Source organism: Paraburkholderia sp. SIMBA_054 (genome assembly GCF_046534875.1).
Lineage (GTDB): Bacteria > Pseudomonadota > Gammaproteobacteria > Burkholderiales > Burkholderiaceae > Paraburkholderia > Paraburkholderia hospita.
The window spans coordinates 88,104-111,888 of record NZ_JAWRXV010000025.1 but is presented as its reverse complement, the minus strand read 5'-3'; the positions used below and the strand labels follow the sequence as shown (position 1 = coordinate 111,888).

General features: G+C 62.8%; 20 protein-coding genes. 3 read left to right on the top strand and 17 right to left on the bottom strand.

Features of this window, described 5'->3' with window-relative positions:
- Window positions 1–501: 501 nt before the first annotated feature.
- The 10 genes from SB822_RS28210 to SB822_RS28165 form a co-directional block, all read right to left on the bottom strand.
- Window positions 502–2,238 carry a SpoVR family protein gene (locus SB822_RS28210; RefSeq protein ID WP_007739090.1) on the bottom strand — a complete coding sequence of 579 codons (1,737 nt, stop codon included), beginning with the start codon at window positions 2,236–2,238 and terminating at the stop codon, window positions 502–504.
- Complete coding sequence (locus SB822_RS28205) at window positions 2,235–3,506, bottom strand: YeaH/YhbH family protein (protein WP_007586952.1); 1,272 nt, start codon at window positions 3,504–3,506, stop codon at window positions 2,235–2,237. Before SB822_RS28205 ends, SB822_RS28210 begins: the two co-directional genes overlap by 4 nt.
- A gap of 141 nt (window positions 3,507–3,647) precedes the next feature.
- On the bottom strand, window positions 3,648–5,570 hold the full coding sequence (locus SB822_RS28200) for a PrkA family serine protein kinase (RefSeq protein WP_007586951.1): 1,923 nt from the start codon (window positions 5,568–5,570) through the stop codon (window positions 3,648–3,650).
- A gap of 933 nt (window positions 5,571–6,503) precedes the next feature.
- Window positions 6,504–7,265, bottom strand: coding sequence for a 2-keto-4-pentenoate hydratase (locus tag SB822_RS28195; RefSeq protein ID WP_086910160.1), 762 nt, complete (start codon window positions 7,263–7,265; stop codon window positions 6,504–6,506).
- Between the two features lie 370 nt (window positions 7,266–7,635).
- On the bottom strand, window positions 7,636–9,390 hold the full coding sequence (locus SB822_RS28190; protein ID WP_090836040.1) for a methyl-accepting chemotaxis protein: 1,755 nt from the start codon (window positions 9,388–9,390) through the stop codon (window positions 7,636–7,638).
- 229 nt (window positions 9,391–9,619) lie between these two features.
- A complete protein-coding gene (rbsK, locus tag SB822_RS28185; RefSeq protein ID WP_090836039.1) occupies window positions 9,620–10,549 on the bottom strand; it encodes a ribokinase in 930 nt (309 codons plus the stop codon).
- A gap of 75 nt (window positions 10,550–10,624) precedes the next feature.
- On the bottom strand, window positions 10,625–11,668 hold the full coding sequence (locus SB822_RS28180) for a LacI family DNA-binding transcriptional regulator (protein WP_007739109.1): 1,044 nt from the start codon (window positions 11,666–11,668) through the stop codon (window positions 10,625–10,627).
- A 117-nt stretch (window positions 11,669–11,785) separates the two neighbouring features.
- Window positions 11,786–12,829: an ABC transporter permease gene (locus SB822_RS28175; RefSeq protein ID WP_007588365.1), complete on the bottom strand. Its 1,044-nt coding sequence runs from the start codon at window positions 12,827–12,829 to the stop codon at window positions 11,786–11,788.
- Complete coding sequence (locus tag SB822_RS28170) at window positions 12,826–14,412, bottom strand: sugar ABC transporter ATP-binding protein (RefSeq protein ID WP_007588363.1); 1,587 nt, start codon at window positions 14,410–14,412, stop codon at window positions 12,826–12,828. The genes SB822_RS28175 and SB822_RS28170 overlap by 4 nt, the downstream gene beginning before the upstream one ends.
- A gap of 329 nt (window positions 14,413–14,741) precedes the next feature.
- Window positions 14,742–15,698: a sugar ABC transporter substrate-binding protein gene (locus SB822_RS28165; protein ID WP_007588361.1), complete on the bottom strand. Its 957-nt coding sequence runs from the start codon at window positions 15,696–15,698 to the stop codon at window positions 14,742–14,744.
- A 550-nt stretch (window positions 15,699–16,248) separates the two neighbouring features.
- On the opposite strand from SB822_RS28165, the gene SB822_RS28160 reads away from it, so the two are divergent.
- Complete coding sequence (locus SB822_RS28160) at window positions 16,249–16,887, top strand: LysE family translocator (RefSeq protein ID WP_007739112.1); 639 nt, start codon at window positions 16,249–16,251, stop codon at window positions 16,885–16,887.
- A gap of 51 nt (window positions 16,888–16,938) precedes the next feature.
- Here SB822_RS28160 and corA read toward each other — a convergent pair whose 3' ends face one another.
- The 4 genes from corA to SB822_RS28140 all read right to left on the bottom strand — a co-directional run bounded on the left by corA (window position 16,939) and on the right by SB822_RS28140 (window position 19,344).
- A complete protein-coding gene (gene corA / locus SB822_RS28155; protein ID WP_007588359.1) occupies window positions 16,939–17,916 on the bottom strand; it encodes a magnesium/cobalt transporter CorA in 978 nt (325 codons plus the stop codon).
- Between the two features lie 204 nt (window positions 17,917–18,120).
- Window positions 18,121–18,594, bottom strand: a complete 474-nt coding sequence (locus SB822_RS28150) for a hypothetical protein (protein ID WP_024162918.1) — start codon at window positions 18,592–18,594, stop codon at window positions 18,121–18,123.
- A gap of 89 nt (window positions 18,595–18,683) precedes the next feature.
- The gene (locus SB822_RS28145) at window positions 18,684–19,079 is read right to left on the bottom strand and encodes a type II toxin-antitoxin system VapC family toxin (protein ID WP_242684224.1); all 396 of its coding nucleotides are present in this window, start codon (window positions 19,077–19,079) and stop codon (window positions 18,684–18,686) included.
- Window positions 19,080–19,098: 19 nt separating this feature from the next.
- Window positions 19,099–19,344 carry a FitA-like ribbon-helix-helix domain-containing protein gene (locus SB822_RS28140; RefSeq protein WP_007588356.1) on the bottom strand — a complete coding sequence of 82 codons (246 nt, stop codon included), beginning with the start codon at window positions 19,342–19,344 and terminating at the stop codon, window positions 19,099–19,101.
- A gap of 170 nt (window positions 19,345–19,514) precedes the next feature.
- Here SB822_RS28140 and SB822_RS28135 point away from each other — a divergent pair, with 170 nt between their 5' ends.
- Window positions 19,515–20,135 carry an AAA family ATPase gene (locus SB822_RS28135; RefSeq protein WP_090836038.1) on the top strand — a complete coding sequence of 207 codons (621 nt, stop codon included), beginning with the start codon at window positions 19,515–19,517 and terminating at the stop codon, window positions 20,133–20,135.
- A gap of 162 nt (window positions 20,136–20,297) precedes the next feature.
- Here the strand turns inward: SB822_RS28135 and SB822_RS28130 are convergent, their stop codons facing one another.
- From SB822_RS28130 to SB822_RS28120, 3 genes are all read right to left on the bottom strand, one after another.
- Window positions 20,298–21,395, bottom strand: coding sequence for a saccharopine dehydrogenase family protein (locus tag SB822_RS28130; protein WP_090836037.1), 1,098 nt, complete (start codon window positions 21,393–21,395; stop codon window positions 20,298–20,300).
- A gap of 207 nt (window positions 21,396–21,602) precedes the next feature.
- Window positions 21,603–22,067 carry an Lrp/AsnC family transcriptional regulator gene (locus SB822_RS28125; RefSeq protein ID WP_007734062.1) on the bottom strand — a complete coding sequence of 155 codons (465 nt, stop codon included), beginning with the start codon at window positions 22,065–22,067 and terminating at the stop codon, window positions 21,603–21,605.
- A gap of 137 nt (window positions 22,068–22,204) precedes the next feature.
- A complete protein-coding gene (locus SB822_RS28120; RefSeq protein WP_090836036.1) occupies window positions 22,205–23,089 on the bottom strand; it encodes a LysR family transcriptional regulator in 885 nt (294 codons plus the stop codon).
- 146 nt (window positions 23,090–23,235) lie between these two features.
- Between SB822_RS28120 and SB822_RS28115 the strand changes: the two genes are divergently transcribed.
- Entirely contained in the window at window positions 23,236–23,748 is a 513-nt protein-coding gene (locus SB822_RS28115) for a Spy/CpxP family protein refolding chaperone (protein WP_410856116.1), read from the top strand.
- Window positions 23,749–23,785: the final 37 nt, after the last annotated feature.

Below are 23,785 nucleotides of genomic sequence, written 5' to 3'. Positions count from 1 at the left end.
GGTTTCTGCCGCCCAGGTGGCAAACTGTGTGTAGGTTGTCGCGTCGTATAGCTTGGCGCTCTTACATGGAGGTATGCGCGCGCTATCGGGTCCGAAGTGAGGCGTGTGCAGTGCTACGGCCTACACACAGTTTGCCACCTGGGCGGCAGAGGAATGTCTGGCGCGGTGTGCTGCAACGCGGGTGCGTGAAGCGGGTGAGGCGCACAGAGAGAGCGTTGGCAACAAACATGAGTCACGTGGTTGCCGTGTGAAGCGCGGGACCGTTTGGGGGCCCTCAGGCAAGAACTAGAACTGGCGGTGTTAGCCGCTTTCTTTTGCCTACTTTTCTTTGCGGCGGCAAAGAAAAGTAGGTGCCGCCCCGCACAGGGGCGACGCTTGAATGGCAGACACCGCAACGCGGATGCCAGCGAAAAGGCATAAAGGCAAAAGCAGAATGCCCGCAAACGCCAGAACAACCAAACCGGCCGCGCCACGAAGGCAAAGCCAGCCGGAAAGATCCACTCAGACCCGCACGGCAGGCGCCGTATAACGGCATTCGTAGCGTTTCCTCACCGTGCCGTTTTCATCGACACTTTCCAGGTACACATCAAACTGCCACAACCGCGCCATGTGCTTGAGCACTTCATCGCTATCACCCGACAGGTGCCGGTTATCGCTCATGAAATGCCGCAACGTCAGACTACGATCGCCGCGCGTGTTCACCGAATACACCTGAATATTCGGCTCGCGATGATGCATATCGTACTGCCGCGACAACGCCTGACGCACATACCGATACCCGCTGTCGTCATGTATCGCGGAAACTTCGAGCGCATCGCGCATATCATCGTCGAGCACCGAGAAGAGCCGCATTTCACGGATCAGATGCGGCGACAGATACTGCGCGACAAAGCTCTCGTCCTTGAAATTGCGCATGGCGTAATGCAGCGCCTGCAACCACGGACTGCCCGCGAGCTCCGGAAACCACTTGCGGTCCTCTTCCGTCGGGCTCTCGCAGATGCGCCGAATGTCGCTCATCATCGAAAAGCCGAGCGCGTACGGATTGATGCCGCTGTAATACGGCTTGGTCACGGGCGGTTGATAGACGACATTGCTGTGCGAATGGAGGAACTCCATCATGAAGCCGTCTTCGAGCTTGCCCTCGTTGTACATCGTGTTGAGCAGCGTGTAGTGCCAGAACGTCGCCCAGCCTTCGTTCATCACCTGCGTCTGACGCTGCGGATAAAAGTACTGACCAACCTTGCGCACGATCCGGATGACTTCGCGTTCCCACGGTTCGAGCAGCGGCGCGTTCTTTTCCGCGAAATACAGCAGGTTCTCCTGCGGCTCCGGCGGATAGCGCTCGTCCACTTCCTCGGGCAGCGGCGTGTGACGATTCGGCAGCGTGCGCCACAATTCATTCACCTGCGACTGCAGATAGGCTTCGCGCTCGCGGCGCGCGGCGAACTCCTTTTGCAGCGACAGCTTCTGCGGACGCTTGTAGCGGTCCACGCCGTAGTTCATCAGCGCGTGACACGAGTCGAGCAGTTCCTCGACGCGGTCGAGGCCAAAACGCTCTTCGCACTCCGCGATGTAGTTCTTCGCGTAGACGAGGTAATCGATGATCGCGTGCGCATCCGTCCACAGACGGAACAGGTAGTTCCCCTTGAAGAACGAGTTATGCCCATAGGCCGCGTGCGCGATGACGAGCGCCTGCATCGTCATCGTGTTCTCTTCCATCAGATACGCGATGCAGGGGTTGGAGTTGATGACGATCTCATACGCGAGGCCCATTTGCCCGCGTCTGTAGCTTTTTTCAGTGGCGAGAAAGTGTTTGCCGAACGACCAGTGCCGGTAATTGACCGGCATGCCGACGGACGCGTACGCGTCCATCATCTGTTCAGCGCTGATGAGCTCGAGCTGGATTGGATAGACATCAAGTTCATATTGCTCCGCAACATGCGAGATGTGAGTGTCGTACTCTTCGATCAGCTCGAAGGTCCAGTCGGACGGACACGGCAACGGCCTTCTGTCGGCAACGTTCATACGGACTTCCCTTTGCCCTTTGGTGGGCGCCCCGGTGGGTCCCCGTGCTGCAGCTGCGTCAGGCACTACGCCTGCTCCGGCATCGGGCGCACGCGCGTCCTGCGCGTGTGCCGTGTTCGCCTCGGCATGCCCGGCCTTACCCTGCTTCGGCACGCCTTTCTTACGCTCGGGCTCGTACCCTCGCGCCTCGTTGTGCAGGTGACGAGTCGTCATGCGGCTTCCACCTGCTTTTCGAACAGCTCGCGGAACACGGGATAGATATCCGCCGCTGTTTCGACCTTCTTCATCGCCATATGCGGCTGCGACAGCGCGAGTTGCGCATATTCGAGCCACAGGTTCTGCTCTTCAGGCGTCACCTGAATGTACGCAAAATACCGCACCTTCTCGAGAATGTCATCTCTGAGTATCTTGCGGCACTTCGGCGAGTCGTCGGTCCAGTTGTCGCCGTCCGAAGCCTGTGCGCCGTAAATATTCCATTCAGTAGGCGAGTAGCGTTCGTCGAGGATCTTCTGCATCAGTTCCAGCGCGCTCGACACGACCGTGCCGCCGCTCTCTGTCGAATGGAAGAACGTGTCTTCGTCGACTTCTTCGGCACGCGTATGGTGGCGGATGAACACCACCTCGATCTTCTCGTAGTTACGCTTGAGGAACAGATACAGCAGGATGAAGAAGCGTTTGGCGAGATCCTTGCGCTGCTCGTCCATCGACCCCGACACATCCATCAGACAAAACATCACGGCCTGGCTGGACGGCTGCGGCTGCTTCACGCGGTTCACGTAACGCAGATCGAATGGGTCGATAAATGGAATGCGCCAGATGCGGCCGCGCAGATGATGGATCTCGTCTTCGAGCACCTTGATCTCGTCGCGACGGTCGGCGGGGTCCGCCTTCATCTCTTCGAGCTGTTTTTCGAGTTCGTGGAGTTCATTGACGAGTGGCGCGCCGAGCGCGATACGCCGGCCCAACGCGCTGCGCAGCGAACGCACCACGTCGATGTTGTTCGGCGTGCCTTCCGCAGCCCAGCCCGCGCGAATGCTCTTCCACGTCGGCACGGCAAGCAGATGGGTCTTCACGAGACGCGGCAGTTCGAGATCGTCGAAGAAGTACTGCATGAACTCTTCGCGGCTCAGTTCGAAGACGAAATCGTCCTGCCCATCGCCTTCGTTGCTGGCGCTGCCACCGCCGCCGCTGCCGCCGCCTCCTTGCGGACGCTGGATCTTGTCGCCGCGGATATAGTCGGCGTTACCCGGGTGCACCATTTCGCGCTTGCCGCCCGGACCATGCCGGAACGAAGGCTCGGCGATGTCCTTGCGCGGAATCGTGATGCTCTGGGTGTTCTGAATATCCTTGATACTACGGTCGCGCACCGCTTCCGAAACAGCGCGCCGAATGTATCCCTTTACGCGACGCAGAAAGCGTTCGCGGTTTGCAATGCTCTTGTTCTTGCCTGCCAGCCTGCGGTCGATGATTTGATGAAGCACATCCAGTCTCCCGCTCCGATTTGGAATACGCGGGGCGCAAGTTGCGCATGCAACCTTATGTCCATGCGGCTCGCGCCTCGCAGGAGGCTCGCGCGAACCGGGTGAAGCGAACCCGTTCGAGCGAGCTTTGCGCTACGCATTTCATGACGACTTGCGCACCCGCAGATACCAGTCGCACAAGAGCCGCACCTGCTTCGGCGTATAGCCCTTGGTGACCATGCGGTTGACGAAGTCCTCGTGCTTGCGCTGTTCCTCCGCCGACCCTTTCGCATTGAACGAGATGACGGGCAGAAGTTCTTCCGTATTCGAGAACATCTTCTTTTCGATCACGACGCGCAGCTTTTCATAGCTGATCCACGCGGGATTCTTGCCCCCGTTCGCGGCACGCGCGCGCAACACGAAATTGACGATCTCGTTGCGGAAGTCCTTCGGGTTGCTGATACCGGCAGGCTTCTCGATCTTCTCCAGTTCGGCATTGAGCGACGCGCGGTCGAAGCTCTCGCCTGTGTCGTGGTCGCGGAACTCCTGGTCCTGAATCCAGAAGTCGGCGTACGTCACATAGCGATCGAAAATGTTCTGCCCATACTCGGAATACGACTCCAGATACGCGGTCTGAATCTCCTTGCCGATGAATTCCGCATAACGCGACGCGAGCACGTCCTTGATGAACGACAGATACTTCTGCTCGGTTTCCGGCGGGAACTGCTCGCGCTCGATCTGCTGTTCGAGCACGTACATCAGGTGCACCGGATTCGCCGCGACTTCCGTCGTGTCGAAGTTGAACACGCGCGAGAGTATCTTGAACGCAAAGCGCGTGGACACACCCGTCATGCCTTCGTCGACGCCCGCGAAATCGCGATACTCCTGATACGACTTCGCCTTCGGATCGGTGTCCTTCAGGTTCTCGCCGTCATACACCTGCATCTTCGAAAAGAGGCTCGAATTCTCCGGTTCCTGCAGGCGCGTGAGCACCGACATCTGCGACATCATCTTCAACGTGCCCGGCGCGCACACGGCGTTGGACAGCGACGAATTGCGCAGCAGCTTCTCGTAGATCTTCATCTCTTCCGAGTAGCGCAGGCAGTACGGCACCTTCACGACGAAGATACGGTCGAGCAGTGCTTCGTTGTTGCGGTTGTTGCGGAACGCCTTCCATTCGGACTCGTTCGAGTGAGCGAGGATGACACCGTCGAACGGGATCGCACCGAAGCCTTCCGTGCCCTTGAAGTTGCCTTCCTGGGTGGCCGTGAGCAGCGGGTGCAGCACCTTGATCGGCGCCTTGAACATTTCGACGAACTCGAGCAAGCCCTGGTTCGCGAGGCACAGGCCGCCGGAATAGCTGTATGCATCCGCATCGTCCTGCGCATACTGTTCGAGCTTGCGGATATCGACCTTGCCGACGAGCGACGAAATGTCCTGATTGTTTTCGTCGCCAGGCTCGGTCTTCGCAATGCCGATCTGCCGCAGGATGGATGGGTAGCGGCGTACCACGCGGAACTTGCGGATGTCGCCGTTGTACTCGTGCAGACGCTTGACCGCCCACGGGCTGAGGATGTTCTTCAGGTAGCGGCGCGGTATGCCGTACTGCTCTTCGAGGATAGGACCGTCCTCGTCATAATCGAACAGCCCGAGGGGCGATTCGTTGACGGGCGAACCCTTGATCGAATAGAACGGCACGCGTTCCATCAGCTGCTTGAGCCGTTCGGCGATCGACGACTTGCCGCCGCCCACCGGGCCCAACAGATACAGAATCTGCTTCTTTTCTTCGAGCCCCTGGGCAGCATGCCTGAAGTAGGCGACCACCTGCTCGATCACGTCTTCCATTCCGTAGAACTCACGGAACGCGGGGTATACCTTGATGACCTTGTTCGCGAAGATGCGCGAAGTGCGCGGATCGTTACGAGTGTCGATCTGTTCCGGTTCCCCGATTGCCGTCAACATGCGTTCGCCGGCCGTGGCGTACGCGGCGGGATTTTCTTTGCAGAGCGCGAGATACTCCTCGAGCGAAAGTTCCTCCTCTCGTGTTTTCTCGAAGCGGGTCGCGAAACTGCTGTAGATATCCATGCTACCTCCTCGCCGAAGTCTGGGACGATGTCGTGCGCGGCGCGCTATCAGGAAACGACATCGCTCGAATTCATCCTAAACCCTTTTAAATTTTTTTTCACGAACTACGTTGTGAAAATCGCGCCACAGCTAGCACTGTCCTACCCCTGCTTGATGACGCAAATTCGGTCACCTACAATCATTGCCCACACCGCGCGGAATATGACCGGCAGTGCTGCATTGCATCCTGCGTTCCTTCCCCGCACTTCATCTGTCGCATGACGTACGAACCATGTGGCATCGCGCGGTTCCCTGCACTCGCGTTCCCTGCACTCGCGTTCCCTGCACTCGCGTTTCCTGCATTACCGTTTCCTGCACTTTTACGCACATTCGCAAAAGACCCACGTAGCACGCTGTCTGCCTGACCACATTACGTCCACACATTACTTCGTCTTGCATGTACGTGCAGTGCATGTGACTCACTTCCATCGTCGCGATGCTTCATGCTTCGACAGCGTCGCTGCCGTCCTTTCCGCCATAACGCGCGCATCGGTGCTTGCGACGACAGCGCGCTCGCTGTGTTACATGTTTCGCATGTGCGCCAACGCGCATTTCCTGCTGTTCGTCAGCGCGTATGTCATTTCGTTCAACGCAAACCTGCATACGCACGACTGCATGCTCCCGACGTCGCAAACGTTGCGCGACGTCAAAATCCATGATGTGCGCAGGGTCAGCATGCACGCTCGTTCATGTCTGTATGACGACGTGTGCAGCGCGTATCTGAATAGATGGATGTAACCAGATGTTCGCCCGTCTTCGCCTGCCGTTCATGGTCGACAGTGCCGGTGCAGGCGGGCATGGGTGCATGCGCATGCAGCGGAACGTCATCGACGTGCCGCTGCCGCATGGGGTGGGATGAAGGTGGCGTTCGACGCGCAGTGGTACGTTAGTGGTTTACGTCAACTCGACTTCGACTTCACCCAGTCCGTCGATATGGCCATATACGCGGCCCGGGCCATCGACGCGATGCGCGCCCACATACGAGCCCGTCGTAATGGTCCATTCCGGTTCGATCGTGATACCCATGGCCGCGCAATGGTTGACGAACCACACCAGCAGCTCGCGCGGGTCGCCTGCCGGATTGCCCGGCGATTCGGGCACGAGCGACTTGCCGTCGAACGTCAGTTCGAGCTCGGGCGAAACGAAATCGAACGAGCGCGCGATCGACGCATAAGGCACGGGATGCCCCGTCACCAGTGCGCCATTGTTCTGGGCGTCGGCGAGTTGCGCGAGCGGCGCGATGTTCGGCCATTCGGCAAAACGGCTGTCGACGATCTCGATGGTGGGCAGCACCGAACCGACGCGCGCGAGCACTTCATCGCGCGCATAGGCCTGGCCTTGCGGCTCGATCGGCTCGGCAAAGCGGAACGCGACCTCCAGCTCCAGCAGCACGCGGAAAAATGCACCATGTTCGAGCCGCGCCGGCGACGCGACCGTCAACGCAGCCGGAATCGGCGCACCCGAGGTCGAGCCGCCCGGCGCTTTGGCACCGATTTTCCAGGCGCCCGTCGTGCCGCCCAGGCCCGCAATCACCGCCTGCTGGATCGCGTAGGCCGTGGCGGCATCGGGAGGAAGGGTGTCGAGCGGCAGCGTGCCGATGGCGCGGTGCTGGCGGCGCGCATGCACGAGGCGTTGCGCGAGGTCATGATCCGTCATGTCGTTTCCCTGTTGGCTGTTGGGGCGTGGCGTGGCGAGGCAGATGCAACGGCGCATGGCGTTGCGGCAACGCAAAGGCCACGACGAGGGTTGCCGCACGGCCTTCACGTCATACGGTCTGCATGCTGTCATGCGGCGTGGGACGATGCATGACGACATCGGGCGGCCGGTTCGCCACCGCGTTCGTCAATGTACCGGAACAATTACGCGCCGGGTCGGGTTCGGCGTGCGCCAAAAAGAAAAAGACGACTGCCCTGGCATGGGCAGTCGTCCCCGGTTCTGCATCACTACGCAACCGTCCGCGCCAGCGGACGAAGCGCTCGCTCACGCATGGCGGTGCATGCCGCCTCGCAAGCCCAGTTTTGGTGCGTCAGAAAGTTTCCCAATCCGCATCCGATGTCGCCGCCACTTTTTGCGGCGCCGCTGCCGCACGGGCGGGCGCGGATGCGGACGCAGCGGCCGGCGCGGCGGGCGCCGGGTTCACCGCGGGCATCGACGGCGCGACCCTGCGGCGCGCGCTGACGGGCGCGGCGTGACGCGTGGCGCGCTTCGCCGGCGTGGCGGCAAATGCGCCGCCCCCGCCCGATTCGTCGACCTGGAACACGGAAACGGTCGTGCGCAGCTTGGCCGCCTGCTCTTCCAGCGACGACGCAGCCGCCGCCGCTTCCTCCACGAGCGCCGCGTTCTGCTGCGTCACTTCGTCCATCTGCGTGACAGCGCGTGCGACCTGGTCGATGCCGCTGCTCTGCTCCTCGGATGCCGCGGCGATTTCGCCCATGATGTCCGTCACGCGCTGCACCGCGCTGATGATCTCCGTCATCGTGCGGCCCGCTTCGTCGACCAGCGCCGAGCCCACCTGCACGCGCTCGACCGACGTATCGATCAGTTCCTTGATCTCCTTCGCCGCCGCCGACGAGCGCTGCGCAAGGCTGCGCACTTCGCCCGCGACCACCGCGAAGCCGCGGCCTTCCTCGCCCGCGCGGGCCGCTTCGACGGCCGCGTTCAACGCGAGAATGTTGGTCTGGAACGCAATGCCTTCGATGATCGCGATGATGTCCGCGATCTTCGCCGAGCTCTGGTTGATGTCGCCCATCGTGCCGACCACCTGGCCGACCACCGAGCTGCCCTTATTGGCGATATCCGACGCATTCGCCGCGAGCGCGCTCGCCTGGCGGGCATTGTCGGCGTTCTGCTTCACGGTGCCCGTGAGCTCTTCCATGCTCGATGCCGTTTCCTGCAGAGCCGACGCCTGCTCTTCCGTGCGCGACGACAGGTCGATATTGCCCGCCGCGATCTGGCGCGTGGCCGTCGCGATCGACTCGCTGCCCGAACGCACGGACCGCACGGTCTCCGTCAGGCTGCGCTGCATCTTGCCGATGCCTTCAATCAGCTGGCCCATTTCGTCACGCGAGGTCGGGACGATGGGACGGCGCAGATCGCCCGAGGCGATCGCGTCGAAGTGCCCGAGCGCTTCCGACAGCGGCCCTGCAATCGCGCCGCGCAGCGTGAAGTACGAAAAGAGCGCGGCGAGCACACCCGCGGCGAGTCCGATGATGCTAAACACGCGGAACGTCGAGAAGCTCGACTGCGCGCTGTCGAAGCCATCTTTTGCCTGTTCGAACTGGTATTTGCGCAGCGTGTCGTCGGCCGTGGAGAGGTCGTTATAGGCGGCTTGCAGACGCTTCGCGCCGTCGAGGATTTTCGGTTGATCGTTTGCGCTAACGATTGCGTAGAAGGACTCCATCACCTGATGCAGCGCGTCCCGCTTGCCCGAGGCTTCCTGCGCGAGGCGATCTTCTTCGCTTTCGCGCGGCAGCGACAGATAACGTTTCCACCATTCATCCGACAACGTGCGCATCGAACGGGCGCGCTCCAGCGTCGAGGCCGCTTCCGGCGTGCCGATCATGAACGCCGCGCGATCCAGCGCGAGACGCTCGCGCGCCGCGTAAATCTCGGCGTTGCCGATATCGACGGCGCTCGGCATCTGGTTCGTGTACATGTCGCGCATCGATTCGTTCGAGCGGCTCAGGCCGAACAGCCCGAGAAGGCCAATCGCGACCAGCAACGCGGCGAGAAAAGCCATCGTCAGGCCGATTCGCGCCTTGATGGTGATGCCCTTGTTCATGCTTCTTCCTGTGAGATGTCGATGAGAGGCGCGTCGTAACGCATTGCGTATGCGGTGGTTGTGCGCGGCGCCGTTTGCTATGGATCATGGCGCTCTGACTGCGTTTACGGCACATCGACGGAAGACTTGAAGCTTCTATATGGTCTGAGGAAATAGACTGGAAGGGACTGTAAGTATTACAAGCGACAACGGGCGACGCTGCGCCCGTTGGCTTCGAGCGTCGTGCGTGTCAGGCGCCGCCGACTTCGGCTCGGGTAGGAATGGACGGTTGCGCGCCGGCGCGCGTCACCGAAATCGACGCGGCGCGCTGCGCGAAGCGGATCGCGTCGGCGACATCCGCGCCGCGCGCCAGTTGCGCGGCAAAGCCGCCGATGAACGTGTCGCCTGCAGCCGTCGTATCGACGGCCTTGACGCGCGGTGCATCGAAATGCTGTGGCGCCGCCTCGCCGAGCGCGGCCACGACGCCTTGCGCACCAATGGTCACGATCACGTTGCGGACGCCAGCGCGGCGCAATGCGTCGGCGGCGGCGTTCGCCTCAGCGGGAGACGTGACAGGCAAGCCCGTCAGCGTCGCGGCTTCGAGTTCGTTCGGAATCAGATAGTCGATGAGAGGCAGCCAGTCTGCGGGCAGCGGGCCCGTAGCGGGTGCGGGGTTGAGAATGACGGTCTTGCCGAGCCGTCGCGCGGCGGCCAGCGCCGCATGCACGGCGGCGGGCGGCGTCTCCAGCTGGCAGATCACGACCTGCGCCGCAGCCAGCGCGGCTTCGTGCCGCGCGATCGTCGCGGGCGTCACCTCGCCGTTGCTGCCCGCGATGATGACGATCGCGTTCTGGCTGCCGTCGTCGACGATGATGAGCGCGACGCCTGTCGGTGCCGTCGCGCTCGTTTCAAGCGCGGTGCAGTCGATGCGTTCCGATTCGAGGCCCGCGCGCAGTTGCGCGCCGTTCCCATCGGCGCCGACACAGCCGAGCATCGACACCTGCGCGCCGAGGCGGGCCGCGGCGACGGCCTGATTGCCGCCCTTGCCGCCCGCGACCTGCGCGAACGCGTGGCCCGCGAGCGTTTCGCCGGGCTGCGGCAGGCGCGGCGCACGCGCGACGAGATCCATATTCAGACTGCCGACCACGGTTACGTGGCCGCGCGCTTCATTCGTTGCCACGGTTGCCTCCTGTGGTTGCCAACCGGGTGCTTCCTCGTTGCGCCCGCATTCGTCATGCGTGCGCCGCGGCTGCGCTCAGGCCGCCTTGACCCCGCGACGCGCGCCGGCAAAAGCCGCCGTCGATTCGCGCAGGATCAGGCGCGGCGCGATCACGCGGCGCCGGAACGCGGCGCCCGTGGGTGTGCCCACCGGCGTGCCGCTGATGCGCTCGATCAGCGTCTGCGCCGCCATTTCGCCGAGCGCGCGCACCGACTGGCCGACCGTCGACAGCGCCGGATACGTGAAGCGCCCCAGTTCGATGTCGTCGAAGCCGATCACCGAGCAGTCCTGCGGCACGCGCAGGCCGCGCTCGGCCGCCGCGCGCAGCGCGCCGATGCCCATCATGTCGTTGCCCGCGAAGATCGCGGTCGGCTGCACGGTGTCGAACAGTTGCCCCGCCGCGCGGTATCCGCCGCTGCCCGAAAAGTCGCTTTCGACGATGCCGTTCGGCGCGATCTCGATGCCACGCTCGGCCATCGCGCGAATGAAGCCGTGCACGCGCATCGCGCTGACGGCCGTCTCGACCGGGCCCGTGATGCAGCCGATCTTCGAGTGCCCGAGCTGCAGCAGATGGCGCGTTGCGAGGTAGGCGCCCTTTTCGTGGTCGATCTGCACGAGATCGGCGGATATGCCTTCGATGTTCCGGTCGACGATCACCAGCGGCTCGCGCGAATCGGCCAGGGTCTTGGCGAGCGTCGCGTCGTCGCCCGCCGACGCGACGATCAGCCCGTCGACGCGCTTTTCCTGCAGCACCCGCAAATAATTGCGCTGCTTCGCCGGATCGTCGTCCGAGTTGCAGAAGAACAGGCAATAGCCATTGCGCGCGCAACCATCCTCGATCCCGCGCGCCATTTCCGCGAAATACGGGTTCGTGCTGTTCGGCACGACGAGCCCGATCGTCGCCGTCGAGCGTGCCTTCAGCGACCGCGCGACGGCGGACGGCACGTAGTTGAGCTGGCGGATCGCCAGTTCGACCTTCGAGCGCACATCCGCCGACACCGGCCGCGTATTGTTCACGACATGCGATACCGTCGTGAACGACACGCCGGCTATGGCCGCCACATCCTTGATCGTCGCCATAAGCTGAAAACCCCCTGCCTGTTCTTACTGCTGGCCAATGCAGCTCATGCTGCATCCGCGGTGCTCTCGTTAGTTCTTACTGGGTGTCCGCCGTCCCGCGCCACGGCGGCCCCTGTTTCAACTGCGTTTGCGCCTGCTGCGATACGTGTCCAGCACGACCGCGACCACGATCACGGCGCCCGTGATGATCCGTTTGGTCGGCTCGTTCGCGCCGATCTGCGCGAGGCCCGCCGCCAGCACCGATATGATCAACACGCCGAAAAACGTGCTGATCACCGACCCGCGCCCGCCCATCAGACTCGTGCCGCCGATCACGACAGCCGCGATCACCTGCAACTCCACCCCGGCGCCCGCGTTCGGGTCAGCCGCTTCCAGACGCGAAATCTGAAACAGCGCCGCGAGCCCGGACAGCGCGCCCATCAATGCAAATACGATCACCTTGTACGGCTTCGGGTTCACGCCCGCGAGCCGCACCGCTTCCTCGTTCGTCCCGATGCCGACCAGATAGCGGCCGAACACCGTGCGCGTGAGCACCAGTTGCGCGATGATCATCACGGCCACCGCGATCAGGAAGGCCGGCGAAATGCCCAGCGCGATCGGGTTGGACAGAAAGTCGAACGCGTCGCCGATATAGGCGGTGCGCGAGTTCGTCATCTGGTAAGCCAACCCGCGCGCCGCTTCCAGCACGCCGAGCGACACGATGAACGACGGAATCCGCCAGCCCACCGTCACCGCGCCCGTGACCGTGCCCGTCAGCGCCGCCGCGGCGAGACCCAGCACCGCCGCCGCGAACGGACCGAGCTGCCACTTCAGCGCCGCGACGCTCACGACCGACGCGCCGAGCGCCAGCACCGAGCCCACCGACAGGTCGATGCCCGCGATGATCAGCACGAAGGTCATCCCCACCGACATCACGACCAGATCGGGAATCTGGTTCGCGATCGTGACGAACGTCTCGTAGGTCAGGAAATGCGAGCTCAGCACCGAGAACAGCGCGATCATCGCGATCAGCGCGCCCATCAGGCCAAGATAGTTCGAAAAACCCAGACGCGTGCCCGCCGGCTTGCCGCTGGCGAGCGGCGCCGACGGATCGGCGGCGGGCGCCGAGGCAGCGCCGGCGCTCGCCGTCGAATCCTTGTCCGTGACCCGTTGGTCGTTCATGACTGAGTTTCTCCCTCGTCGGTGTCGTGCGTGTGCAGCAGCGCCTCGCGATTGCGATAGCCCGCGAATGCCGCCGCGAGCAGCGCGTCCTGGGTCCACTCGTCCCGTTTGAACACACCCGTCATTCGTCCCGCCGACATCACGCCGATCCGGTCGCAGATCAGCATCAGTTCACGCAGGTCGCTCGACACGACCACCAGCGCGCGCCCATCACGAGCCAGCGCGCCCATCAATCCATAAATATCGAACTTCGCGCCGACATCGATGCCGCGCGTCGGTTCGTCGAATAGCAATACCCTGCAATCGCGCGCAAGCCAGCGGCCAATCACCACTTTCTGCTGGTTGCCGCCTGACAGCTCGCCGACCGGCTGCGCCGGCCCCGACGTGCGGATTCGCATCGCGTCGATCTGCTTCTTCGCCAGCGCATTCTCGCGCTTCGCGTCAACGATGCCATGCCGCGCGACGCTGCGCAGATTGCCCAGCGACACGTTCGCCGCGATCGGCTGCGGCAGCAGCAGGCCTTCGCCCTTACGGTCTTCCGTGATCAGCGCGATGCCGTGCTTCACGGCGTCGGCAGGCGTGTCGATCTGCACGGGAGTGGGCGCGGCACCCGGCGCAGCCGCCAGCGATACCGTGCCACTGTCCTTCTGGTCCGCGCCGTAGATCAGCCGCATCAGCTCCGTGCGCCCCGCGCCGATCAGTCCGCTGACCCCGAAAATCTCGCCCGCCTTCACCTCGAACGACACGTCGCGCACCACGGGCGCGCGGCTCATCCGTTCGACCTTCAACAGCGTCGCGCCGATGTTGCGCACGCCCAGATCGATCCGTTCGCCAAGCTCGCGCCCGACCATCAGCGTCACGATCTGGTCGCTCGTCAGGTTCGCCATGGCGTCGACGCGCACCAGCTTGCCGTCGCGCAGCACGGCGATCCGCTCGGCCACGCGCGCCAGCTCTTCGAGCCGGTGTGAGATGTAGACGAGCGCGACGCCACGTGCCTTCAGCGCGTCGATCTGCTCGAACAGCAAGTCGACTTCGCGGGCCGTCAGCATCGCGGTCGGCTCATCCAGAATCAGCACGCGGCAATCGCCGATCAGGTTGCGCGCGATCTCCACCATCTGCTGATGGCCGATGCCCAGCTCGCCGACCAGCGTGTCCGGGTCGATCGCCTCCAGCCCGACTTGCGCCATCGCCCCGCGCGCGTCCTCGCGCAGCTTCGCGCGATCGATCCAGCCGAAACCGTTGCGCGGGAGACGGTTCAGAAACAGGTTCTCCGCGACCGACAAGGTTGGCAGCAGATTCAGTTCCTGCATCACCATCCGGATGCCGAGCGCTTCCGCTTCCGTGCGGCTCGCAGGCGCATACGGTTTGCCTTCGAGCTGCATCGTGCCCGTCGTCGGATCGACCAGCCCGCCGACGATCTTCGACAGCGTGCTCTTGCCCGCGCCGTTCTCGCCCGTCAGCGCGAGCGCCTCCCCGGCGTGCAACGCCAGCGAGACGTCGGCCAGCACAGGCTCGACGTAGGTCTTGCCTATGCCCTTCACGGACAGCACAGCAGGCAATGCTTCTTGGTCGGTTGATGCCATCGTGATCCAGATCTCGTAGCCGCCGCGCGGCGCCTGCGCGAATCCGGCAAGGCCGGTATCACGTCAGGCGGCACTGGCCGGCAGCCGCGCAAGTCATGCGGCAAGCGGGCACAAAAAAGGCACAAGCGAGGAACAAGCCCTGCGCATGCCGAAGCAGAACGCTTCGGACTGCGCGTTGTCCCTCCTCATCCTCGCGCGAGTCGCTCGTCGTCATGACGCTTACCTCTGGCATAACGGCGGCGCGGCGAATTTCTTGAGCGTTTGGTTAACATTCGCGCGAGGCCGGCACGCATCACCGGCAGCGTGCCGTCCGACGCCCGCGCGGGCCGTTACTTCGTGACGAGATCGACAGGCGTTTCGACGACGCCCGACAGGTCTGACTGCTTCTTGTGCTCGGAAATCGCCTTGAGCGCGACGTCGATGCCGAACACGGCCTGCTTGGCGGCGTACTGGTCAGCCGTGGCGAGCACGCGGCCATCCTTCAGCATCGGCTTGATCGCGTTGATGTTGTCGTAGCCGACCACATAGACCTTGCCCTGCTTGCCCGCCGCGCGCACGGCCGACACCGCGCCGATCGCCATGTTGTCGTTACCGCACAGCAACGCCTTGATGTTCGGATATGCATTAAGCATTGACGACGCGATCGCATTGCCCTTGTCGATTTCCCATTCGCCCGATTGCACCGAGTCGACCTTCGCGCCGACCTTCTGCATTGCCGTCTTGAAGCCCGCCGTGCGCTGCTGCGCGTTGGTCGTGGTCGACACACCTTCGATGATGCCGACCTCGTCGCCCGACTTCAGCTTCTTGGCCAGATAGTCGCCAACTTTCTCGGCGCCCTTCGCGTTGTCCGGGCCGACGAACGGCACGTTCAGATCCTTCGACTTCAGCACGTCGGGATCGAGTTTGTTGTCGATGTTCACGACGATGATGCCGGCATCCACCGCCTTCTTGACCACGGGCACGAGCGCCTTCGAATCGGCCGGCGCGAGCACGATCGCATCGACCTTCGACACGATCATCTGCTCGACGATGCGGATCTGGTTCGCCGTGTCGGTCTCATCCTTGATGCCGTTCGTGATCAGGTCGAACTGGTTGGCGTTGTGCTTCTGGTAGTCCTTCGCGCCCGTTTCCATGGTGAGGAAGAACTCGTTGGCGAGCGACTTCATCACGAGCGCGACTTTGGGTTTCTTCGCGGCCTGGGCCCAGGCCGACGAGAATGGCATCGCGGCGGCTGCCGTGAGCACGACGGCGGTGGTCAAAACGCGGCGGCGAATGCGTTGGTTCATGCAGTATCTCCAGTTGTTGGACTCGTGCGAGCCCGTTTTTTGATTGTCCGCAAACGTTTGCGAGCGCTATTCTCGGCGGCGCCTGTTCGCAGTGTCAACGACTGACAGTGCTGCGCTGCACAGCGCACCCCGACGTGCAGCGCGCGGCTGAACGCAGGGCTTGCCGTGAAGCTTCGGCGGTACGGCGAATGTCGTCGTTGCAAGAATGGCTCGCTTGTTCTGCGTTGGTCGGCCTGTGCGAACGACGCGGCCCGTGCAAAGGCTCGCGTCCTGTTCGCAGCGGCGTTCGTTGATGCACGGCGCTGGAACGCGCCGGTATTGCCTTACTGCTGCTTCCCTATCTTCCCGCGAGCCGCAAGTTATGTGGCAGGCAGGTCGCATATGCTGGCGCTTAATTGCGCGTGCTGCAAGTTAAATAGCGCTTGCCATCGGGATCTGCGCAACAGATGGGACGGGGTATCATGGACCGAATGGCCTGGTCATCGGTTGCCGCTGCTCGCGGCATCGAGGCCGGCCGTGTATTCATCTGCAGAGTTGCCACGAGGTTGCCATGTTGGGTATCAGCCAGTTCCCGCTGTTTCTCGTCGCCGTCACCGTGCTCAATCTGACGCCCGGACCGGACATCGCGTATGTCGCCGGCCAGAGCATCGCCCAGGGACGGCGCGCGGGCATGCTTTCCGCGCTCGGTGTCGCGTTCGGCGGCTGCATGCATACCGTTGCCTGCGCGCTCGGCATCACGGCACTGCTGGCGGCGTCGCCGGGCGCTTTCAATGCGATCAAGTGGATCGGCGCCGCGTATCTGATGTATCTCGGCTTGCGGATGCTGTGGCCCACGGCGGCCGCCGTGGTCAAGGGCGAAGCGGCACCGGGCATGCCGCGTCTGTCGCGCGGCACGCTGCTGTTTCGCGGCTTCGTGACGAACGCGTCGAACCCGAAGGTGCTGCTGTTCTATATCGCGTTCTTCCCGCAGTTCGTCAGCGCCGACAGCCCGCACAAGACGCTGGCGTTTCTCGTGCTCGGTGCCGTGTTCGTGACGCTCGGGCTTTTCAACGACTGCGTGATCGCGTGGCTCGCCGCGACGGCGGCGCGCGCCGTGAACTCGCGGCCTTCCGTGCGGCGGTGGATCGACCGGGTGATCGGCGCGGGCTTTATCGGCCTGGGTGTGCGGCTCGCGTTGACGAAGCGCTGAGCGATTCGTCGAGACGGGCCGCGCGCTTTACAACGCGCTTTACAGCCCGCTTCACAGCCAGTTCGCTTTCTTGAAGCGAAAGTACAAGATGAGATCGACCACCACCATCGCCGCGACGCAGACGGGATAACCGTACTGGAAATGCAGCTCGGGAATGTGCTCGAAGTTCATCCCGTAGATGCCGGCAATCATGGTCGGCACGGCGAACAGCGCGGCAAACGAGCCGAGACGCTTGGTCACCTCGTTCTCCGCAAGCGAGATCATGCCGAGGTTGACCTGGATGGCCGTGACGATCATTTCGCGGCGGCCTTCGATGGTCCGCACGCTGCGGTCCAGGTGATCGTACACATCGCGGAAGTACGCCTGCATGCCGACGCAGATAGCGGGGATGCGCCCGCCCGTCAGCTTGCTGATGCCTTCTAGCAACGGCGCGATGTGATGCTGGAGCATCACGAGACGGCGCTTCAACGAGTACAGGTCTTCGATGATCGCGCGCGACGCGGACAGGTCGTGCTTGTCGAAGATACGGTCTTCGATTTCCTCGATCTCGGTACCGATTGCTTCGAGAATCGGGAAGTACCGGTCGACGACATTGTCGGCAAGCGCGTACAGCACGAACGCCGACCCTTCCTTCAACAGTTGCGGCTCGCGCTCGCAACGCGCGCGGACCTCCTGAAACCCGTGACGCGTACCGCGCCGCACCGACAGCACATAGTTCGAGCCGACGAATACGTCGACTTCGCCGATCACGAATTCGCCGTCGTCGTCGGTTTCGATGGTGTGCATGACGGCGAACAGCGAGTCGCCGTACTCCTCGATCTTCGGACGCTGATGACCATGGCGCACGTCCTCGACGGCCAGTTCGTGCAGCCCGAATTCGTGCTTCATCACTTCGAGTTCGCCGGGGCCGGGATCTTTCAGCGCGACCCAGACGAAGCATTCGGGTTTGGCGACATAGACGCTGATGTCGTCGATTTCGATGTCGGCCAGTTTGCGGCCGTCCTGGTACGCGGCGCAGTTGATCAGCATGATTGAATACCTTGAATACGAATCGGCTTTGCGGATTACAAATTGTTAGTCGCGATGGGCGAGCCGATGTCTCCTTCGGTCCCGGTCCCAATGCAAAGCCGCGCGGCGCGCGGTGTCAAGCTGCGATGTTACGTGGAGTTGAACCGATACGCTGTGTCGAATTGTCAACGCCGCGCCGAGCCCGGCTCATTCACTCACCTTCAATCAATTGGCGACGCGCCGCAGCATGATCCGGTGATCGTCCTTGAACGAGACGCTGGCGCGATTCGAGTAGCGGCTGTCGGACGTGACGATGAAGTTGATCTCGACGACGGGATCGAACTGCGTCGACACGCCGATGCGATGCGTGCCGGGCGTGAGCCAGAAGACGATGTGCTCGCCGTTCATGATGTCCGCGACCCGCTCGCCGTCGACATACACGAGCGCGTCGCGAAACCGCACGATCACGTTATCGCTCCGCTCGCGACGTAGATCGACGGCGACCTTGTCGGCGCCTGGCTGCGTGTAGCCCTGCTTGACGATGCGATCAGCGGGGACGTCCTTGAATGGCACCTTGTCGGCGGGCGTTGCTGCGCAGCCGGAGAGAAGCGCGGCAATGATGGCAGCGGCGGCAGCGCCCGAAGCTGCCGCCATGACCTTGATCGCTGCCCGCGACGCGCGGCTTTGCGTGCGTGTCATCGTTCGTCTCCCCGTTGCATGGTTCGCCTTCCCTGCTGGTCGATTGGTTTTGCCGTCATGCGCCACTACCCGTCGCTATGCAGGACAGGTCATGCGTCAAGAAGCTGGAACGGATTCAGCACCCGTGCGCCCGTGCCATCGAAGTCTGCCACGTTGCGCGTCACGACAGTCAGGTTGTAGATCAGGGCCGTCGCCGCGATCAGCTTGTCCAGCGAGTGCTCGGGATCCGGCACGCGCAGATGGCCCCACGTCTGCGCGACGTCGGTGCCGACATTCAGGATCTGGCTGCCGAACGAATTCATGATCGTGTCGAGCCAGCCTTCCAGGCGCAACGCCTGGAACTTGTCGCCCCGATGCCGGATCAGGTCGACGCCGCGCCGCAGTTCGCCGACCGTCACCACCGACAGATACAGGCGATGCCCGCCTTCCTTCGCCGCTTCGAAAAAAGCCTGCACGCCTGGATTGGCGCGACTGCTCTTGCGCATTTCGCTGATTACATTGGTATCAATCAAATACACCCGGTCCCCCGCTATCGTCAGTTACGTCATTGCGGCGCTCGAAGTCGGCGTCGTCGCCGACGTCGGGCATGCTCATCAGCAATTCCGCGAAGCTGAGCTTCTTGGGCTGAAAGAGCGCCTGCGCCAGGATTTCCCGATGCTCTGCTTCGACGCTGCGCCCGTGAGCCGCGGCCTGCTCACGCAGGTTCTGCACCAACGCATCGTCCAGATTTCGGACCAAAAGATTTGCCATTTCAATTCCCCGCCACACGTGTGATAGCAATGATATCAAACAGATTCGCGCAGTCAATCTGGCCAGATGGCATAGGGGTTGCGACGTGCCGCCATCCCATTCAAGATCGGTTGCGGCGGCTCGCGAACGGCGGTACCGCCCTCTTACCTTCACCACCGGGATTCATCGACGTGACGCATCTGGTTTTTATCTGTGGCCATGCAGGCACCGGCAAGACGACGCTCGCCAAACGGCTGATCGGCCCATTGATGAGGGCAACCGGCCAGGCCTTTTGCCTGCTCGACAAGGACACGCTATACGGCGTCTACAGCGCGGCCGCGATCGGCGCGCTGACGGGCGATCCGAACGATCGCGACAGCCCGCTGTTCCTGCAGCACTTTCGCGACCCGGAGTACCGCGGGCTGTTCGACACGGCCGCCGAGAACCTCCGGCTGGGCATCGGCGTGATCGCCGTCGGCCCGCTGTCGCGCGAAGTGCACGAGCGCAAGCTCTTCGATCACGTGTGGCTCGGCGTGCCGAGGGACGTGAATATCAGCGTCGTGTGGGTGTCGACAGAGGAAGAAACGGCGCGCGAGCGGATCGCCGCGCGCGGCAATCCGAACGACGCCTACAAGCTCGCGCATTGGGACGAATACAGGCAGCGCCGCTTCGTGCCGACGGGCGACGCGTGCGACGGCCTTCTGAAGTTTGACAATACGGCACCCGCATCTGCCGATTACGACGCGCTGCTCGCGCGGATCGTGCAGACGCCGCAGCCGCCCGGCATGATTCTGCCGCCGATGCCTGTGTAACCCGTCCATATTTCCAGCAAACGCGACGGGGTAAACGACAAAGCGGGCGTCAACTGTTAAAGGTTGAACGCCCGCTTCGCTCTCGCCTGATATACAAACGGCTCTCTCTGAAGCCTCAATCAGTCAAACTGGCCCTCGGTCCGGCTGGTGTCCTTCTCGACGTCAGACAGTCGCCATCGCGTCGAGCGCGCGGCCTTCGTACAGCTGACCAAAGCGGTTCGCGAGGAAATCGCGCAGCGCCACCTGCTCCTGACGCACGAAGCCGCTTTGCGGCAGCTTCTTCTCACGGAACAGATCGAGCACCGCGCACATCGCGCCCGCCGTGGTGATCTGGATCGCGCTCATCGGCACGCCGCAGACCGTCTTCGCAAAAATCTTGCGCGTGAACACTTCCTGCACCAGTTGTCCGTCGCGCACGCCCGTCACGGTGATGAACACCAGCACGACGTCCTGAGCCGTCGACGGCACCGAGCGGCGCATGATCGTCTTCAGCGTATCGCGGTCCGTGGACAGGCGGAGGTCTTCGAGCAGGAACTGCATCAGGTCGCGATGCCCCGGATAGCGCACCGACTTGTAATCGAGCGTCTCAACGCGGCCCGACAGCGTCTCGCACAGCGTGCCCAGGCCGCCCGACGTGTTGAACGCCTCGTACTCGGTACCGTCGAGCGAGAAGTGCTCCAGGCCTTCGAGCGGCTGCACCCATTGCGTGCGGCTGTCGCGGATCGCTTCGCAGGGCTGGCAGTATTCGTTGATGAGACCGTCGACGCTCCACGTCAGGTTGTACTTCAGCGCATTGGTCGGAAACTCGGGCAGCGCGCCGACGCGCATCTTCACGTCGCGGATTTCGGTGAAGCGGTTGGCCAGTTCATGCGCGGCAATGCCGATGAAGCCCGGCGCGAGACCGCATTGCGGCATGAACGCATGGTCGGCGCCGTCGGCGATCGCGCGGATCGCGTGCGTCGCGCGCACGTCTTCCGTCAGATCGAAGTAATGCACGCCCGCGCCCTTCGCTGCCGACGCCACGCTCACCGCGAGGTAGTACGGCAGCGCATTGACGAGCGCGTCGAAGCCCTGGATTTCAGCGCGCAGCGCGGCGGCGTCGGCGGAATCGACGCGGCGCGTCGGGATGCCTTGCGCGGCCAGCTTGTCGAGCGCGCGCTGATCGCGGTCCAGCGCGAGCACTTCGTAGTCGCCCGTCTCACGCAACATGTGCGCGATGGTGTGACCGATCAGACCTGCGCCAACGATGGCAACTTTCATGCGCTTCTCCTTTGTTCTCTCTGGTTGATGTCGGCGCGCCACAGCGAACCTCTACCTAAGAGTTTATGGAGAAGACGAGTCGGTTTATAGGCGCAAAGTGCTGCGCAATGACCATGATTTTCGACGAAGTGACGAAGCGTTTCGTCGATTCGTCGAAAACATATCAAAACCGTGTAAACGTTGGCCGCAAAATAGACGCCGGTACGCTCAAGGACTGCTCATCCCGCGATCGATCTTGCGCGACAGGATGATCGACGTCGTCGTGCGCTCGACACCCGCCAGGCCGCCGATCTGATCGAGCAGCTCGTTCAGGCGCTCAGGAGAATCGGCGCGCAGCCACGCGACGTAATCGAACTCGCCGCTCACGGCGCACAGCAGCTGCACCTCCGGCATGCGGTTTAGCTTCTTCAGCACGTCCGCCCCGAACTTCGGCGCGATGATGATGCCGACATACGCATGCATACTCGCGTCGAGCACATCCTGCCCGAGCCGCACGCTATAGCCGGCGATCACGTTGGTCTTTTCGAGCCGCGCAATCCGCGCGATCACCGTGGTGCGCGCAACACCCAGTTGCCGCGCGAGATTCGCGACGCTTTCACGCGCATTGGCTTGCAGCAGCGCGACGAGGTTGCGGTCGAGTTCGTCGAGCTGATCGAGGCGCGGTGGTCTCATCGATTCAAGGTCAAGGTTGAGAGAAAACGCTCGCCACACACGGCGAGCCGATGACGCGGATTATGCGCCTTGCGCACGCTAGCGCGAATACATGCGGGCTGCACATATCCCACGAACGGCGCGGCGCGTTGAAGGCATCACGCGCCGAAGCGCTCGATCACGAAGTCGATGAAGCTGGTCAGCTTTGGTGTAGGTTGCCGGTCGCGCGGATAGATCAGATGCACGGGCGCGCCATCGGGCAGATAGTCTTCGAGCACGGACACGAGTTCGCCCTGTTCGATCTCGCGCGCGAGCAGCGCTTCAGGTTGCAGCACCAGACCGAAGCCGCGCAGGGCCGCCATCTTCAGCGCCTGGCCGTTGTTCGCGCGAAAACGTCCGGGGCGCAACTGGTAGTCGCTCTCGGCATCGCCGTCCAGGCGCCACAATCCTTCGCGTCCCCAATGCAGAAAGCCGAGGCATTCGTGATGCAGGAGATCGGCCGGCGTCTTCGGCGTGCCCATGCGTTGCAGATAGGCAGGCGACGCACACGCACGCATCCGGTAAGGTTTCAACGGCCTTGCGACGAGACTCGAATCGGGCAGGCGGCCAATCCGCACGGCGGCATCGAAGCCCTCTTCGACCAGATCGAAGACACGGTTCGACAGATCGAGTTCGAGACTGACCTCGGGGTACTGGTTAAGGTAGTCGGTCATCGCGGGCGAAAACACTTCGACGCCGTAAGTCAGCGGCACCGTCACCTTCAGCGTGCCGCGCGGCGCGGACGTCATCGCTTCCGCGAGCGATTCCGCGGCCTTCACGTCGGCGAGAATGCGCCGGCACTGCTCGTAATATTGGCGGCCGATTTCGGTGAGGCTTTGACGGCGCGTCGTGCGCGTCAGAAGACGTGTGGAGAGCTGTGTTTCGAGCGAGCGGATATGCTTGCCGACCATCGCCGACGACAGATCGAAGCGCTCGGCGGCCGCCGTGAGGCTGCCCGCTTCGACGACGGCAACGAAGACTTCCATGCTGACGAATTTATCCACCGGCTATTTCCGATCGTTTCGGTTGTAAGCAGTTGTCGCAATAGAGACGCAATGCAGCGATATCGTGATACTAATAACGCACGGCATGATAGATGTCGACACATCGTGCAGCTTTGGTCTCATACCAACAGACAACAGGAGTCTCAATGAAAAAAACTCTCGCTATTCTCGCTTCCGCGCTGACCATGAGCGCGGCATTCGCGCAGACAGAAGCCCCCGCTGGCGCGTCCGCGCCGGCCATGGCGGCCGCTTCGCAGGGTGCGGGCAAGGCTAGCCACGAGCAGCGCGTCGAAGACCGCATCAAGTATCTGCACACGCAACTGAAAATCACGTCGGCGCAGGAAGCGCAGTGGAACACATTCGCCGACGTCATGCGCAGCAACGGCGAAGCGATGGGCAAGCTGTTCGAGACACGCCGCGCGGACGCAAACGTCTCGGCGCTCGACGACATGAAGCAATACGCCGAGATCACGCAGGCACATGCCGACGGCACCAAGAAGCTCGTCGACGCGTTCGAGCCGCTGTACAACAGCTTCTCGCCGGAGCAGAAGAAACTGGCCGACACGACCTTTCGCCGCCAGCCGCCCGAAGGCCGTCTGCATCACAGCCGCGCGCGCAAGCCGGCCGCGCCGGCTTCGGATGCGATCGTCAAGCCGTAACCTGTAACGCAGGGAATCACAGCGCCTGCCCTCACCG

Excerpts from the sequence above, each read along its gene's own strand:
- SB822_RS28145 (WP_242684224.1), bottom strand. The coding sequence starts at position 19,079 with ATGCGCAAGAGCAGTCGCGCCAATCCAGGCGTGCAGGCTTTTTTCGAA.
- SB822_RS28170 (WP_007588363.1), bottom strand. The coding sequence starts at position 14,412 with ATGGCATCAACCGACCAAGAAGCATTGCCTGCTGTGCTGTCCGTGAAG.
- SB822_RS28130 (WP_090836037.1), bottom strand. The coding sequence starts at position 21,395 with ATGAAAGTTGCCATCGTTGGCGCAGGTCTGATCGGTCACACCATCGCG.
- SB822_RS28190 (WP_090836040.1), bottom strand. The coding sequence starts at position 9,390 with ATGAACAAGGGCATCACCATCAAGGCGCGAATCGGCCTGACGATGGCT.
- SB822_RS28200 (WP_007586951.1), bottom strand. The coding sequence starts at position 5,570 with ATGGATATCTACAGCAGTTTCGCGACCCGCTTCGAGAAAACACGAGAG.
- SB822_RS28175 (WP_007588365.1), bottom strand. The coding sequence starts at position 12,829 with ATGAACGACCAACGGGTCACGGACAAGGATTCGACGGCGAGCGCCGGC.
- SB822_RS28125 (WP_007734062.1), bottom strand. The coding sequence starts at position 22,067 with ATGAGACCACCGCGCCTCGATCAGCTCGACGAACTCGACCGCAACCTC.
- SB822_RS28165 (WP_007588361.1), bottom strand. The coding sequence starts at position 15,698 with ATGAACCAACGCATTCGCCGCCGCGTTTTGACCACCGCCGTCGTGCTC.
- SB822_RS28150 (WP_024162918.1), bottom strand. The coding sequence starts at position 18,594 with ATGACACGCACGCAAAGCCGCGCGTCGCGGGCAGCGATCAAGGTCATG.
- SB822_RS28180 (WP_007739109.1), bottom strand. The coding sequence starts at position 11,668 with ATGGCGACGATCAAGGATGTGGCGGCCATAGCCGGCGTGTCGTTCACG.
- corA (WP_007588359.1), bottom strand. The coding sequence starts at position 17,916 with ATGCTGATCAACTGCGCCGCGTACCAGGACGGCCGCAAACTGGCCGAC.
- SB822_RS28140 (WP_007588356.1), bottom strand. The coding sequence starts at position 19,344 with ATGGCAAATCTTTTGGTCCGAAATCTGGACGATGCGTTGGTGCAGAAC.
- SB822_RS28160 (WP_007739112.1), top strand. The coding sequence starts at position 16,249 with ATGTTGGGTATCAGCCAGTTCCCGCTGTTTCTCGTCGCCGTCACCGTG.
- SB822_RS28210 (WP_007739090.1), bottom strand. The coding sequence starts at position 2,238 with ATGACGACTCGTCACCTGCACAACGAGGCGCGAGGGTACGAGCCCGAG.
- SB822_RS28115 (WP_410856116.1), top strand. The coding sequence starts at position 23,236 with ATGAAAAAAACTCTCGCTATTCTCGCTTCCGCGCTGACCATGAGCGCG.
- SB822_RS28195 (WP_086910160.1), bottom strand. The coding sequence starts at position 7,265 with ATGACGGATCATGACCTCGCGCAACGCCTCGTGCATGCGCGCCGCCAG.